This window comes from Granulicatella sp. 20925_1_45 (genome assembly GCF_041433555.1).
Lineage (GTDB): Bacteria > Bacillota > Bacilli > Lactobacillales > Aerococcaceae > Granulicatella.
Genome location: NZ_JAPWBR010000010.1, coordinates 53,958 through 67,907, shown reverse-complemented (window position 1 = coordinate 67,907; position 13,950 = coordinate 53,958). Strand labels below are relative to the sequence as shown.

The following is a 13,950-nucleotide window of genomic DNA, read 5'->3' as shown; positions in this document are numbered from 1 at the left end:
TTTTTGTTATTTAATAGATTTATTAACCACGTGCTAAACGTGTGCGAATCTTAGTAGATACAAACTCAATGAATAATACTAGAATGATTAATCCACATAGAATTGCCCCTACTTCATTCCATTTATAAGCACTCATGGCAAACATTAATGGTGAACCGATACCACCGGCACCAACCATCCCTAGAACCGTTGCATCTCTTAAGTTCATATCAAAACGATAAATCACTGTTGAGATAAATGAAGGGATTAACTGCGGTAAGATCCCAAAACGAATCTTTTGATATAAATTACAGCCACTAGCGTCTAATGACTCTAAAATCTTGTAATCTAAGTCTTCGATGGCTTCAATATAAAGCTTAGAAATCATCCCGATTGATGCTACAGACATCGTTAATAATCCTGTGAACGGACCTGGTCCAGTTACACGGATAAACATTAATCCGTAAATCAGAGTTGGTACCGTACGAATGGCCATGATTACTGTACGGAAGATTAATGCTACTGGCTTTGGAACGATATTCGTTGCAGATAAGAACGCAAATGGGATTGCTAAAATCGAACCAACTAATGTTCCTAGAAACGCAATACAGATTGTTTCTAATAAAAGATAAGCGACACCTTTATTCGACATATCGAATAACAAAGTTGTATCTGGTGTGAAAATCCCTTTAATAATATTTTTAGAGATTTCTGCCCCATTTTCAGGAATTTTACTTAATTCAATCGTTGTTCCAGACCAAGCAACAAGTGTTACAAGAATTAAAACAACAATTAATTTTACGATCCAAGTACGAGGGGCTTTTTGATATTGATTTAATACTGCTTCATTCATAGTTGTCCCCTCCTACGCTAATTTAGTACGTAAATAATAACTAATACTTTCGATAATAACTACAGTAAAGAATAAAATTACTAAAATCATACCGACATTGCTATATTCACGCCATCCTAAGTTTTCGTTTAAGATAATCCCGATACCACCGGCACCAACATACCCAAGAATTGAAGCGTAACGAACGTTCCCTTCAAAACAGTATAAAGAAGATGCGATGTATCCTGGTAAAATCTGAGGAATAATGGCATTAGAGAATGCTTTTCCTTTTGTTGCTCCTAGTGCTTCTGCAGCTTCGAAAGCGCCCATATCAACTGTTTCAATTTGTTCATATAGTTGTTTACCGCAATACGCAAATGTATATGTAGCAATCGCAAATGTACCAGCAATTGTACCTAAACCGAAAATATAAGTCGCAATTAAGGCTGTTACTAATGTAGGTAATGTACGTACCACACTTAAGAATAAACGGCTTAAACTAATGATAAATTTGTTTTTAACAATGTTGCTTGATGCAATAATTGCAAAAGGAATTACTAGAATCGAACCTAGTAACGATCCAAGTAATGACATCTTAATCGTATCAATTAATGGATCCCAGATAGAACTTGAGTATTCCCAATTTGGTGGGAACATTTTACCGATAATAACGAAGAATTGGCCTCCGCGAGTCATCAATGTTTTTAAGTTAAAACCAGTAATCTTACCTGCAAAGTACATTGCAATTAATAGTAAGATGGTAATAAAAATCACTTTAGAGCGTGGTTCTTTAACCGTTGTCCCGTTTTCTAATGTATATTCTTTTGGTGCGAAGAGTTCTTTAAGCTTCATGTAACTCCTCGCAATTAAGCGTGGTTCTTTGACCGTTGTCCCGTTTTCTAATGTACATTCTTTAGGTGTGAAGAGTTCTTTAAGCTTCATGTAACTCCTCCGCCTTTCCTTTATAAATTAGATCCAAGACTTCTGGTGTAACTTCTGAACTAGGACCATCATATACGATTTCACCATCTCGAATTCCGAGAATGCGATCTGCGTATTCAAGCGCTAATTCAACGTGGTGAATATTTAAAAGGATTGAGATGTTCATATCCTTATTAATGCGTTTAAAGTCTTCCATAACGCGTTTTGCAGTTACTGGGTCAAGAGCCGCAACTGGTTCGTCGGCAAGAATAATTTCTGGATTTTGAGCCAATGTACGAGCTAAGGCCACACGTTGTTGTTGGCCACCTGATAATTGGTCTGCACGAATAAATGCTTTATCTACAATGCCAACTTTATCTAATGCTTCTAACGCATGTAATTTCTCTTGTTTTGTATAGATACCGAATAATGAACGGAAGAATGGAATGTCAGGAACGATTGAAGTTAATACGTTCTTGATAACCGTTGTTCTTGTTACTAAGTTGAATGATTGGAAGATCATCCCCACCTTATTTCTACGGAATTTACGTAGAGATTTCCCTTTTAATTTCGTAACATCGATTCCATCAACTGTTAATTTCCCTTCGCTAATATCTAGCATACGATTAATCGTACGAATTAATGTTGATTTACCGGCACCAGAAAGCCCGATAATCGATACGAATTCTCCTTGTTCAATTTCTAAATTAATATTTTTAAGACCTTTAACCCCGTTTGGATAAGTCTTAGATACGTTCTCGAATTTAATCATTTTATTGCCTCTCTCTCAAAAAAGGGTCAGGAGAAATATCCTAACCCTCATTTGATATTCATTACAAATTTTATTAGTTACCTGATTTTAGTTTTTTAAGTAATTTTTGTGCTTCACGTTCTTTATCGTAGTCGCTAGCGTTAGCTTTCTTATATCCTTTATGAGAGTAAATCTTGATGATTTCTTTACCTTCATCTGTCTTAGCGATATTCATCATTGCGTTTGCAAATGCTTCTTTAAATGCATCGTCTACGATTGGAGAAGCTTTACTTACTGAAATTGTGTCATTATAAATATCTGGAGTAACACCGATAACGTTTGTTTCTTTGAAGATGTCTTCTGAACGGCCGTAATCGCTAGTCCATTTCTTAGCGTAGTCATTACGAACGTCAGCATAACCAACCATGATATCAATTTGTCCTGATGCTAAACGAGCTGCAGAACTTGCGTATGAGTCAGATTGTACAACGTTTTGTAAGTCAGAAATACCTTTACCGTATTTATCTTGTAACCATAATGTTGGGTAGATATAACCTGAAGAAGATGAAGTTCCTAATACTCCCCATTTAGCAGAGTTTAAATCGTCCCAAGTTAATTCTTGACCGCTGTTGATTTTCGCTGCTAATTCTTTCCCTTTCTCAGTAGGACCAGCAATGATTAAACCTTTATATGAAGTGGCTTGCTCTTTACCACGTTCTGTTGCTTTTCCATCATTCCAGTCTTTTGGATTAGAAGAATCTTTTAATAAGTTATCACGAGTAGCTGTTAATAATACGTCAACTTCTTTGTCGTATAAAACATAAGTACCACCAGGTAAGAAACCTACATCCGCACTACCAGATGCTAATGCTTCCCCTACTGCGTCAAAACTTGTTCCGACAGTGATGTCCACGTTTTTAACATCGTAGCCTTCTTTAGCTAACTCTTTTTTCAATAATTCTTTTAATGGTTCTGTTGTTGTAACAATTGTTTCAGGGTCACGTGAAGGAACAAAAGCAACTTTTAAAGTATCGATTGTTTTTGAACCACTTTGAGTTTGAGATGATTCAGAACCTGAATTACTTGAGCACCCCGCTAAAAGCGCCAATGATGATAAACCAATTGCTAATTTAGACCAAAAAGACTTTTTCATAAAAAAATATCCTCCTAAGATACGGTTATATAGTTAGAAATTAAGATATTCTTAACCCCTTTTATAATCTTACAAGACATACACGAAAATTACAACCCATAACGATGTAAATATGAGTATTTTCATATATTTTACATATTTCAAATACCGAAAAAACAATGTAAGCGTGTGAAATACGAACTATAAAACGCGAATGTTCGGTATTTAAGACCAAAAAAAGAAACCTCCCTAATGTAGGAAGGTTTCAATCTTATTATTTATTTGGAAAATGAGATCTTAAGAATTGGTTGGCAAACTTGATGTCTTCTAACCAGTTTTCTTGACCTACGTACCAGAATTCACCAGTGAAACGATTTACTCCGATTGATAAGAATGTATCAACCATGCGTTTGAAATCGATTTGGCCAGTACCAAATGGAATTTCACGGTAATGTCCGGGAATTGTTTCTTTTAGGTGAGCAGCAACAATGTGCCCTCTTCCTAATTCAATATCTTCGTATACATTTTTTGCACCAGGTTCTAATGATGCGTTCATTAAGTTACCTGAATCTGGATATACTTGTAAGTATGGTGATTTCACCAATTCAACAAAACGCATAGATTTTTCTACAGTATTCATAAATGGAGTTTCCATTGTTTCGAACCCAAGAAGAATTCCTTTTTGAGAAGCCATTTCAGTAGCTTTCTTAAGGTTTTGAATGAAGTAATCTAATGTTACTGCATCTCCTTCTTCGTAGTAAACATCGTATCCAGCTAATTGGATTACACGAACACCTAAATCATCTGCTAATTGAATCGCTTTTTCCATGATTTCTAGACTACGTGCGCGAGTAGCTTCGTCGTGAGATCCAAATGGATATTTACGGTGGCCACTTAAGCACATTGAACGAATCGGAACACCTGTTTCAAACATATCGTTTACTAATTGTTGGCGTTCTTCTTTTGTCCATTCTAGACGACTTAATTTTTCATCAGTTTCATCAATACTGATCTCCAAAAAGTCAAATCCAGTTGCTTTAACTGTTTCTAACTTTTCTCTAAAACTAAGTGTGTTTGGCATTGATTTTTCATACAAACCAAGTTCATAAAACTTTTTATTGTCCATAGTAAGCATTCGCTCCATGTTTTCTTAAATAGTGTTTATCTAAAATTGTTTGTGACATTGGCTTCATATTTGGGTTTAAAGCAAAGTTATGCCATGCCATGTTTGCAACGTATTCTAATACAGTAATGTTGTGTACTGCATCCATTGCGTCTTTACCCCATGCAAATGGTCCGTGGTTAAATACTAAAACTCCAGGAATCGCATTTGGATCTTTATCTTTGAAAGTCTCAACGATTACTTTACCTGTTTCTAACTCATAAGCACCTTTAATTTCAGCTTCAGTCATTTCACGAGTGCAAGGGATTGTTCCGTAGAAGTAGTCCCCTTGTGTTGTACCAAATGCTGGAATTTCTTGTCCTTGTTGAGCCATTGTAGTTGCCCATAGAGAGTGCGTATGCACTACCCCATTTACATCTTTGAAATTACGATAAATTTCTAAGTGAGTATCTAAGTCTGAAGAAGGTTTTAGAGCTCCTTCTACTTTATTTCCGTCGATATCCACAATTACGATATCATCAGCAGTTAGTTTATCATAGTCAACGCCTGAAGGTTTAATCGCAATAACCCCTGCTTCACGGTCGTACTCTGAAACGTTACCCCATGTAAAAATAACTAATCCATGTTTTGGTAACTCTAAGTTTGCTTTAAATACACGTTCTTTTAATTGTTCGTATGCCATTGTAGAACCCCTTCTTATAGTCCTAAAGCTTCAGAAATTTTTTCAGTCATTTCTTTTTCAGATAATAAGTTTTGTAAGCCTACAATTTTAGTGTTTGGTAAATCTAATCCATCAAATACTTCTAATAAAGCTGATGAAATAACTACTAAATCATAGTTTTTAGCTGAAGATTTTGCTTCAGAAACTGCACAGTGGTGAACTTCCAAAGGAATATTCAATTTTCTGAACACGTTTGTTAATTTCATTTTAATAATTTGGCTTGATCCCATTCCGCTTCCGCATGCTGCTAATACTTTCATATTTTACATCTCCTTATATTGTTAGAGTATCGGATAGAACACTACCCGATACCCCAATTTTACTATATTCTTTTACTGATTTAAATTAGTTTTGCTTAGACTCTAAGTATGTTTCATAGTCTTCAGCAATAGTGAAGTAATGTTCTTTGTTTTTGCTGTATTGTAATTGAGGGATTACTAACAAGATTAATAATACGATACCTAAACCAATGTATTGGAAGTTTTGCATTAAGAATCCGAATCCAACCCAGATTGTATCCCAGTCAAAGTTACCATGCCATCCACCGTATGCAGCTAAACCAAATGCACCTGCGGCAATTGCTCCACCTAATACTTGGATCACACCTGATAAGAATGTCAAGACTGAAGCAGCACGTAAACCACCTTTATGGTTAGCGTATACTGCGAATGTAGCGTTGTCGAAGAATACTGGTACGAATCCAGTGATGATTAATACTGGAGATTTGAATACGATTAATCCTAAGATTGCTACGATTTGTCCTAATACCCCGAATAAGAAACCAACTGTTACAGCGTTTGGAGAACCGAATCCGTAAACTGCAGCACAGTCAACCGCTGGCATAGAACCTGGTAATAATTTGTTAGAGATACCTTGGAACGCTTCTGATAACTCAGCAACGAATAAACGAACCCCTAATTGTAAGATTTGAACATAAACAGTGAATGTTAATGCTGTTTGTAAAATGTAGAAGAAGAAGTCATCTGATGCTTTTAATGTAGTCATTTTGAATTTAGAAGCAGCAACTGTTAATTCTTGTCCATTTACGCTTACTAAGTAGTCTTTACCTAATACTAATAAGATTGCACCGAAGAACACAATCATTAAGATTGATGTTGCAACGATTGATTCTTTAAAGATTGATAAGAAACCTGGTAATTCAAGATCTTCAATCTTCTTGTCGCTTTTACCTGAGAATTTAGGAGCTAATTTGTCAACTAACCAAACCCCAAACATTTGTTGGTGACCAATTGCAAATCCGCCGCCTTCTGTTAATTCTTGTGTAGCTTCTACTGTTAAGTTTGCAGCTACTGCCCAATATACACCTAATACAATACCCAATAAGATTACAAATTGTAATTGGTTTACGTTATCACCTAAAGCTAAAGCCATTAACCAAGTTGCTGTAGCAGATTGTTGCACCATGATGTGACCAGTGATGAATACTGTACGAACTTTAGTTAATTTACGGAAGATAACTAATACTAAGTTAGTTAAGAATGCAACTAATAATACTTGTACTGTTAAACCTGTTGCATGACCAGCTGATTTTAATGCAGCTTCTGCAGCAGCTTGACCGAAGTATGGGTCAATAACAGCAGCTTGTAATCCGAAACGATCACCTAAAGCTGCTAAAACTGGACGGAAGTTTGAAACTAATCCACCAGCAGCTACGTTTAAGATCATGTAACCTACAACTGCTTTAATAAAACCTGCTAATGCATCGTACCATTTACGACCCAATAGTAAGTAACCAACTAAAACGATTAAACCAACGAAATATTGTGGTTTAGTAAAAATGTTAGCATAGAAGAATTGCCAAAAACTGAATAAAAATTCCATTATTATTCACCTATTCCTTTTAAAATTTTTTCTAAGTCCTCTTTTGAGCGCGCTTCAACAAACGCATTGATAATTGTTTCATCATCTAATAATGTCACTAACTCTGATAAGTTGTTTAAGTGTTTTTCATTATCGGTTGATGCTAATACGAAGAATAAATGTGGTTTGTAGTCAGCACCCGGTCCAAAGTCCACAGCTTCTTCAACGTTCATAAATGCTACAGCAGTATCATTTACCCCTTTTCCTTCTTGAGCATGAGGGATACAGATTTCTGGAGCAATTACGATGTAAGGTCCAAATTCATGAACATTACTAATAATGTAACCTGGATATTCAGGTTCAATGATCTTTTGTTCTAATAAAGGTTGACAAGCTTTTTTAATGGCTTCTTCCCATGATAGAGACCCTTTTTGGAACGAAAAGCGATCATTTTCGATAATCTCTTTTAACATATATTCCTCCTTGTGTTATTAAGAAATCGTATTCATTATTACACTTTGGTAAAGCCTAGAGTGGGTTAAGCTCTAGGCTCTCCAAATTTATTTAATGACAATATTATAAGAATGATGGGAATGGTACGTCATTCTCAACTGAGAATACATCGTCAAATCCACGGTAGAAGTTGAATTCTAATTTATCTTTGTCAGTTGGGTAAGTATATTTACCACCTACTTGCCAGATGAATGGTTTGAATTTGTATTCTAGGCGATCTTTCTTGAATTTCCAGATTTCTGTAATTTCTTTTGGATCTGCTTGGAAGTTAGCCCAAATGTCATAGTGAACTGGGATAACAACTTTAGCGTTTAATGATTCAGCCATACGTAACATATCAACTGAAGTCACTTTGTCAGTGATACCACGAGGGTTTTCACCGTAAGCACCTAAGCACACATCGATTTCATGTTCGTTACCATGTTTTGCAAACATGTTTGAGTAGTGAGAATCTCCTGCGTGATATAAGTTGCCACCACTTGTTTTGAATAAGTAGTTAACAGCGATTTCGTCCATATCTTGAGGCATTTTTCCTTTAAGAACTTCACCGTCTTTAGCAGTTACTAAGGCTGTACGGTCAAATGCTTCTAAAGCAACGATTTCGATGTCTTTGATTTTAACTGAGTCTCCTGGGTGTACTACGATAGTACGTTCAGCAGGAACTCCCCAACCTAACCAAGTATTTACTACTTCTTGTGGTCCCACGAATTTAGCTTCTGGACAGTTATTAGCAACTGCAGCAGCTGTGTTAATGTCTAAGTGGTCTGAGTGAATGTGTGTTACTACTAAAGCATCAACGTTTTTCACTTCAAATGGATCGATTACGAATGGTTGTGTACGTAAGTTTGGTTGTAAGTTTTGGCAACCACTCATACGTTGCATTTGGTGACCAGTTTTCATTTTTCCGTTACCGTGGCTACGTTTACCAGTTCCACACCATAAGTCACATAAGATGTTAGTGTTTTTTTCTGATTTTAACCAGATACCAGTACATCCTAACCACCACATAGCGAATGTTCCAGGTTTAACTTCTTCGCGTTCGATTTCTTCGTTTAACCAAGTTCCCCATTCTGGGAAAGTTGATAAAATCCAAGATTCTTTTGTTACATCTTTGATATTTGCCATTGTTTTTCCTCCTTGGGATTAACCCCAGATACGTTTGATTTCTTCTTTGAATTCACGAGCAGATTGTGCTGGATTTTCAGTAGCGTAGATTCCACGTCCTGCGATGAATGTGTAAATTGGAATTCCTTCAAACACTTTTAATGTGTCTTTTGTTAATCCACCTGTTGCTGAAACTTTGAATCCCATGTCGATTAAACGACGGATTTTGTTTAAATCAGATTCAGTCCAAGTAGCTCCTGCAAATAGAGCGTCGCGGCTTTGGTGGAAGATTGCTTGGTCAATACCAGCATCTCTCCATTGTTGTGCTTGTTCGAAAGTCCAATCTCCATATAATTCAACTTGAAGAGATTTCACTTCTTTGTTAGCTGCTTCCATCGTTGGGATCGTTGCGCAGCAAATAACTGTCATCCAGTCAGCTCCTGCAAGTTCAACGTTTTTAGCAACAGTTGTACCAGCGTCAGCACATTTTGTATCAGCAATGATTACTTTATCAGGGAAAGCGCTGCGTAAGCATTTAATCGCTTTGTCTCCTTCGTTTAAAAGTAAAATTGTTCCTGCTTCAATAATGTCAACTTCGTTACCAACCGCAAGAGCATCTTTTAATGCATCTTCGATACGGTTGTGGTCCAAAGCAACTTGTAAATTAGGAATTGCCATTATATCATTCTCCTTTTCTATCTTGCCTTAAACAATCATAAAATCATAACGTCTTACGAAAATGATCATTTAATAAGTTACGGTACCAATTCATGCTATTAGTATAGTATATAGAATTTTCGGTTACAACCGTTTACAAACAAGTAATCGAATAATCAGTTTTATGATTGTTTGCGTTTACTTTACGAACGTTTGGAAATTGGTAATATAGTTATTTATATAGGAAGAATTCGTATTTTTACGTTTTTAAAACGACTAAAATATGTGATTTGATCATTTTAATTCCTAAAATAAAAATACCCTCTCATTGAATGAGAAGGTATCGTATAAACTATTTTTCAATAATCACTTCTTCTATATGATCATCTTCTGTTAATCGAACATGAATCACTTCATCTAAAGAAGTTGGTACATTCTTACCAATAAAATCAGGACGGATTGGTAACTCTCGGTGTCCTCTATCAATTAGAATCGCTAAACTAATTCTTTTTGGTCTATCTACATCCATAATTGCATCAAGAGCTGCTCTGACAGTTCTTCCCGTGAATAATACATCATCTACGAGAACGACTTGCTTCCCTTTAATGTCGAATGGAATATGCGTTCCATTTAAAACCGGGGCGTAAGTCTCTTCACTATCATGTCTGTCGTCACGATATAATGTGATATCCACTTCACCAACTGGAACTTTTTTCTTTTCAAGAGCCGAAATCTTTTCAGCAATGCGTTTTGCTAAAGTAATTCCTCTAGTTTTAATTCCAATGATAACTAAGTTCGAAACATCTTTTTGTTGCTCGATAATTTCATATGAGATTCTAGTTAATGCTCTGCTGATGGCGCCTTCGTCCATAATTCTAACTTCTTTCATTGTCGTCTCCTCTACTATGAAAAACGTCCTTTATGCAATTGGATAAAATCCTCAAACTCTTTTGGCGGTTCCACGTGGAAGTTTAACGTTTCTCCAGTCACTGGATGTGTAAAGCTAAGTGTTCTCGCGTGTAAAAATTGACCAAATTCAGTTGCGTGTTTACCTTTCGGATGATACAAAGGATCATTTACAATCGGATGTTTAATAAACTCCATATGCGCTCTAATTTGATGAGTACGACCTGTTTCTAAACGACAAGACACTAGCGAATAATCAGAAAATGCATCTAGCACTTCAAAATGCGTAACAGCATTCTTTCCGCCCTTTTCTACTACTCGTTTTAAACGGTTCGTTTGATGACGAGATAATGGAGCATCAATTACACCTGTTTCGTGGGAAAAATGACCATCAACAATAGCGATGTACTCACGGTTCATTTTATTCTCACTAATCTGCTGTGCTAACTTTTGATGAACGTCATTATTCTTTGCGATCACTAATAGACCACTTGTATCCTTATCAATTCGGTGAACAAGACCTGGACGATAAATTTCTTCACTCGTGCTATCTGATAAACTATTTGAATGATATAACAAAGCGTTTACGAGAGTTCCGCTATAGTGTCCTTTTGACGGATGAACAACCATTCCACTTGGTTTATTCACTACAATTAATGAATCATCTTCATAAACGATATCTAGAGGAATATCTTCAGGCTGAATGGTAATAGCTTCTTCCTCTTTTTGAAGAATTGTCACTACGTCTCCATTTTGAGCTTTATAATTGGATTTCACCACTTCACCATTAACAGATACAAGTCCAGCTTTTAACCAGCTTTGAATTGTACTTCTACTAATACCAAGCGTGGCAGTTAAGACTTTATCTAATCGTTCAGTTTTTTCTAAATCAAGTGTTAATTCTTTAAATACTGATGTCATAACGCTCTCCTATTTTGATTGTTCTTTAAAAATAACATAATAGAATAAGATAATTACCCCGAAAGTTAAACAAATATCAGCAACGTTAAAAATTGGGAAGTCGATAAATTCAAATTTAAACATATCCACTACATAACCCAAACGAATGCGATCAATAAAGTTTCCTACAGCACCTGCAAGAATAAAAGCATAAGCTGTTAATAATAATTTAGATTTCCCTTTTTCTTTAAACATTAAGTATAAAAGTGTCCCCACAGCTACAGCGGTGATTGCGTAGAAGAAAAACATCTTCCCTTCAAACATCCCCCATGCTGCCCCAGTGTTTCGAACGTATAAAATACTGACTAACCCATTAATGAATTCCATCCCATCATGTAAGTTAAAATTATTTACAATCCATAATTTCACTAATTGATCTGCAATAATTAATACAGCACTTAAAATTAAATATAAAAACATGTCACTTCTCCATTTCTTTTCAATAATAGTATTGTACAAAGAAGTCAACTTATAGTCAACGAACTGAAAATCTGGTTAAAATGAAACACTTTTTTCCACTCAAGGGGTAAAAACGGGTAAAATTTAACTGAAAATGGGGAGAAAGTCCTAAAAATCAACCAAAAGATTGAAAAATCATCAAAATACACGTATAATATCAACAAGAAAACGCATTACTGTAAAAGGAGTGTATTATGAAAAAAATCGCAGCCAAGGTATTCTTGATTAGCGCTGGGTTCTTATTTTTAGGAGCTTGCGGTAATACAAAGAAAAGTGCCGAATCTACTGTTCAAGAAGTACAAGATACCTTACCTGTTGTCGTTCAACAATTAAATGACATTCAAGCGTTAGAAAATTCGTTACAATCAGATTGGGAAGCGGATATCCAAGAAGATTACACGATGACTACTTACGCTAAGAAAACGGGTAAAGTATTCACCAATATTCAAGAACGTCAGCAATTGTTGAAGTCTATGCAAAAATCGCTCAAAGTTTTATCAGATGATGCGACTAGACTAAGTAACTTGAAGGATAAGAACCTCCCTTCAGCAGAAATTCAAATTGTAGTATCAAATCTTCAATCGATTGTTAATCATTTAAAGAACTACTCTGAAATGTCTCAAAAACAATTAGAAAAAGAAGCTGAGTTCTTCGTTAGCATCTCTGGCGGAAAACAAACAAACGATGAATTGAGATCACTCATCATTGAAGTGAACAACTCTGCTAACGAGCGTCAACAAATTATCGAAGAGATTAATTCTCCTATCAGTGAGTTAGATCGTCCAATTCGAATTCTAAAAGCTCGTTTGGCGAACAACGGAAAGGGTGAGTAATCATTATGAAGAAAAAGACTTTATTAACAAGCGCGCTCGCTGTAGCTTCAGTTAGTTCTCTACTCGCTTTCTATCCGATTGCAAACGCACAAGATGCTGCTGATAGTAAGTTGAATTTAAGAACCAATAGTTTATTACGGATGCCTTCAAATATTCCGCAGGAGCATATTTATGATTCAGGAATTTCGATTTCATACCCTGCAGACGGAGTTAAAGGAGTTTATTTACAAGCGTTCCGTGCCAAAGGACAAGACTTGGAAAATATGATTCAATTCGTGAAGTCTACTCCAATTAACTCATTAGTTATCGATGTTCGTGATGGTTATGGACAAATTACCATGCCTCTTGATACAGATAATCCATTAGTAAAAAAACATACCGTTAATGAAGTGCCTGACACAACTGCTCTTCTGAAACGACTCGAGCAAGAACAAATCTATCCAATTGCTCGTATTGTATGTTTTGGAGACCGTTATGTTCCAAAGGAAAACCCTGAGCGTTCATTCAGAAACGCATTAGGCCAATTGTGGTATACGGATGACGGTGAAACATTCTTAAATCCATTCCTAAAAGAAAACTGGGAATATATTGCTGAAATCGCTATTGGTGCTGCTAAGGCAGGATTTAAAGATATTCAGTTAGACTACGTTCGTTTCCCTCTTGGATTCGAGACAGTATCTGATGACTTAGTATTTGATAAAGGTGATTACGCTCATATTAAAAACGATGATGAAGCTCGAATCGCTGCTATCACAGACTTTGTAGCGTTCATTCGTGAAAAATTACAACCATATGGTGTTCATCTATCAGCGGATATTTTAGCGCATGCGATTACTGAATCAAAAATCGGTGGTATTGGGCAAAAATTTGTTAACATCGCGGATAAAGTAGATGTGATCTCTCCGATGATTTTCCCAAGTCACTGGGTTAATTACGCGCTTGATGTAAAAGACCCTGATAAAGATCCTTACGAAATCGTGAAACGTTATATGGTGATTGAAAAAGGATATGTGAAGACATTAAACCCTTCTCCTATCTCAAGACCTTGGATTCAGGCCTTCACGGCAGACTTCCTTGGCGAAGGAAATTATCAGCTTTATACTGCTGATGTCATTAGTGAAGAGATTCAAGCTCTAAAAGAAGCCGGTGTAACCGAGTATCTTCTCTGGAACGCAGCTTCTCAATATTCAACTGAAATTAATTTCTAATCAAAAAGGACTTCCAAAATCATTTGGAAG

Annotated in this window: 16 protein-coding genes; 2 read left to right on the top strand and 14 right to left on the bottom strand. The window is 36.0% G+C overall.

Features of this window, described 5'->3' with window-relative positions; genetic code table 11:
* Positions 1 to 22: 22 nt before the first annotated feature.
* The 14 genes from phnE (O3798_RS04775) to lspA form a co-directional block, all read right to left on the bottom strand.
* Entirely contained in the window at positions 23 to 832 is an 810-nt protein-coding gene (gene phnE, locus O3798_RS04775) for a phosphonate ABC transporter, permease protein PhnE (protein ID WP_371444859.1), read from the bottom strand.
* Positions 833 to 844: 12 nt separating this feature from the next.
* Positions 845 to 1,663, bottom strand: a complete 819-nt coding sequence (gene phnE, locus O3798_RS04770; RefSeq protein WP_371463678.1) for a phosphonate ABC transporter, permease protein PhnE — start codon at positions 1,661 to 1,663, stop codon at positions 845 to 847.
* 79 nt (positions 1,664 to 1,742) lie between these two features.
* Positions 1,743 to 2,504: a phosphonate ABC transporter ATP-binding protein gene (gene phnC / locus O3798_RS04765; RefSeq protein WP_371463676.1), complete on the bottom strand. Its 762-nt coding sequence runs from the start codon at positions 2,502 to 2,504 to the stop codon at positions 1,743 to 1,745.
* A gap of 73 nt (positions 2,505 to 2,577) precedes the next feature.
* The gene (locus O3798_RS04760; protein ID WP_371463674.1) at positions 2,578 to 3,636 is read right to left on the bottom strand and encodes a phosphate/phosphite/phosphonate ABC transporter substrate-binding protein; all 1,059 of its coding nucleotides are present in this window, start codon (positions 3,634 to 3,636) and stop codon (positions 2,578 to 2,580) included.
* Positions 3,637 to 3,889: 253 nt separating this feature from the next.
* The gene (locus O3798_RS04755) at positions 3,890 to 4,741 is read right to left on the bottom strand and encodes an L-ribulose-5-phosphate 3-epimerase (RefSeq protein WP_065422381.1); all 852 of its coding nucleotides are present in this window, start codon (positions 4,739 to 4,741) and stop codon (positions 3,890 to 3,892) included.
* Complete coding sequence (locus O3798_RS04750; RefSeq protein WP_048711881.1) at positions 4,731 to 5,420, bottom strand: L-ribulose-5-phosphate 4-epimerase; 690 nt, start codon at positions 5,418 to 5,420, stop codon at positions 4,731 to 4,733. Before O3798_RS04750 ends, O3798_RS04755 begins: the two co-directional genes overlap by 11 nt.
* Before the next feature lie 14 nt (positions 5,421 to 5,434).
* Positions 5,435 to 5,719, bottom strand: coding sequence for a PTS sugar transporter subunit IIB (locus O3798_RS04745; RefSeq protein WP_005605475.1), 285 nt, complete (start codon positions 5,717 to 5,719; stop codon positions 5,435 to 5,437).
* 85 nt (positions 5,720 to 5,804) lie between these two features.
* Complete coding sequence (locus O3798_RS04740) at positions 5,805 to 7,301, bottom strand: PTS ascorbate transporter subunit IIC (protein ID WP_350309366.1); 1,497 nt, start codon at positions 7,299 to 7,301, stop codon at positions 5,805 to 5,807.
* Positions 7,302 to 7,303: 2 nt separating this feature from the next.
* Positions 7,304 to 7,753 (bottom strand): PTS sugar transporter subunit IIA, encoded by a 450-nt coding sequence (locus tag O3798_RS04735; protein ID WP_285252284.1) that lies wholly within the window; start codon positions 7,751 to 7,753, stop codon positions 7,304 to 7,306.
* Between the two features lie 103 nt (positions 7,754 to 7,856).
* Positions 7,857 to 8,918: an L-ascorbate 6-phosphate lactonase gene (gene ulaG, locus O3798_RS04730; RefSeq protein ID WP_006702638.1), complete on the bottom strand. Its 1,062-nt coding sequence runs from the start codon at positions 8,916 to 8,918 to the stop codon at positions 7,857 to 7,859.
* An 18-nt stretch (positions 8,919 to 8,936) separates the two neighbouring features.
* Positions 8,937 to 9,575 carry a 3-keto-L-gulonate-6-phosphate decarboxylase UlaD gene (locus O3798_RS04725; RefSeq protein WP_371463670.1) on the bottom strand — a complete coding sequence of 213 codons (639 nt, stop codon included), beginning with the start codon at positions 9,573 to 9,575 and terminating at the stop codon, positions 8,937 to 8,939.
* A gap of 331 nt (positions 9,576 to 9,906) precedes the next feature.
* Positions 9,907 to 10,443, bottom strand: a complete 537-nt coding sequence (gene pyrR / locus O3798_RS04720; protein ID WP_285252285.1) for a bifunctional pyr operon transcriptional regulator/uracil phosphoribosyltransferase PyrR — start codon at positions 10,441 to 10,443, stop codon at positions 9,907 to 9,909.
* A gap of 14 nt (positions 10,444 to 10,457) precedes the next feature.
* Entirely contained in the window at positions 10,458 to 11,381 is a 924-nt protein-coding gene (locus O3798_RS04715) for an RluA family pseudouridine synthase (protein WP_285252286.1), read from the bottom strand.
* 9 nt (positions 11,382 to 11,390) lie between these two features.
* Entirely contained in the window at positions 11,391 to 11,840 is a 450-nt protein-coding gene (lspA, locus tag O3798_RS04710; RefSeq protein ID WP_048711861.1) for a signal peptidase II, read from the bottom strand.
* A gap of 233 nt (positions 11,841 to 12,073) precedes the next feature.
* Between lspA and O3798_RS04705 the strand changes: the two genes are divergently transcribed.
* Both O3798_RS04705 and O3798_RS04700 read left to right on the top strand, forming a co-directional pair.
* Positions 12,074 to 12,712 (top strand): YkyA family protein, encoded by a 639-nt coding sequence (locus tag O3798_RS04705; RefSeq protein ID WP_371463665.1) that lies wholly within the window; start codon positions 12,074 to 12,076, stop codon positions 12,710 to 12,712.
* A 5-nt stretch (positions 12,713 to 12,717) separates the two neighbouring features.
* On the top strand, positions 12,718 to 13,920 hold the full coding sequence (locus tag O3798_RS04700) for a putative glycoside hydrolase (protein ID WP_371463663.1): 1,203 nt from the start codon (positions 12,718 to 12,720) through the stop codon (positions 13,918 to 13,920).
* Positions 13,921 to 13,950: the final 30 nt, after the last annotated feature.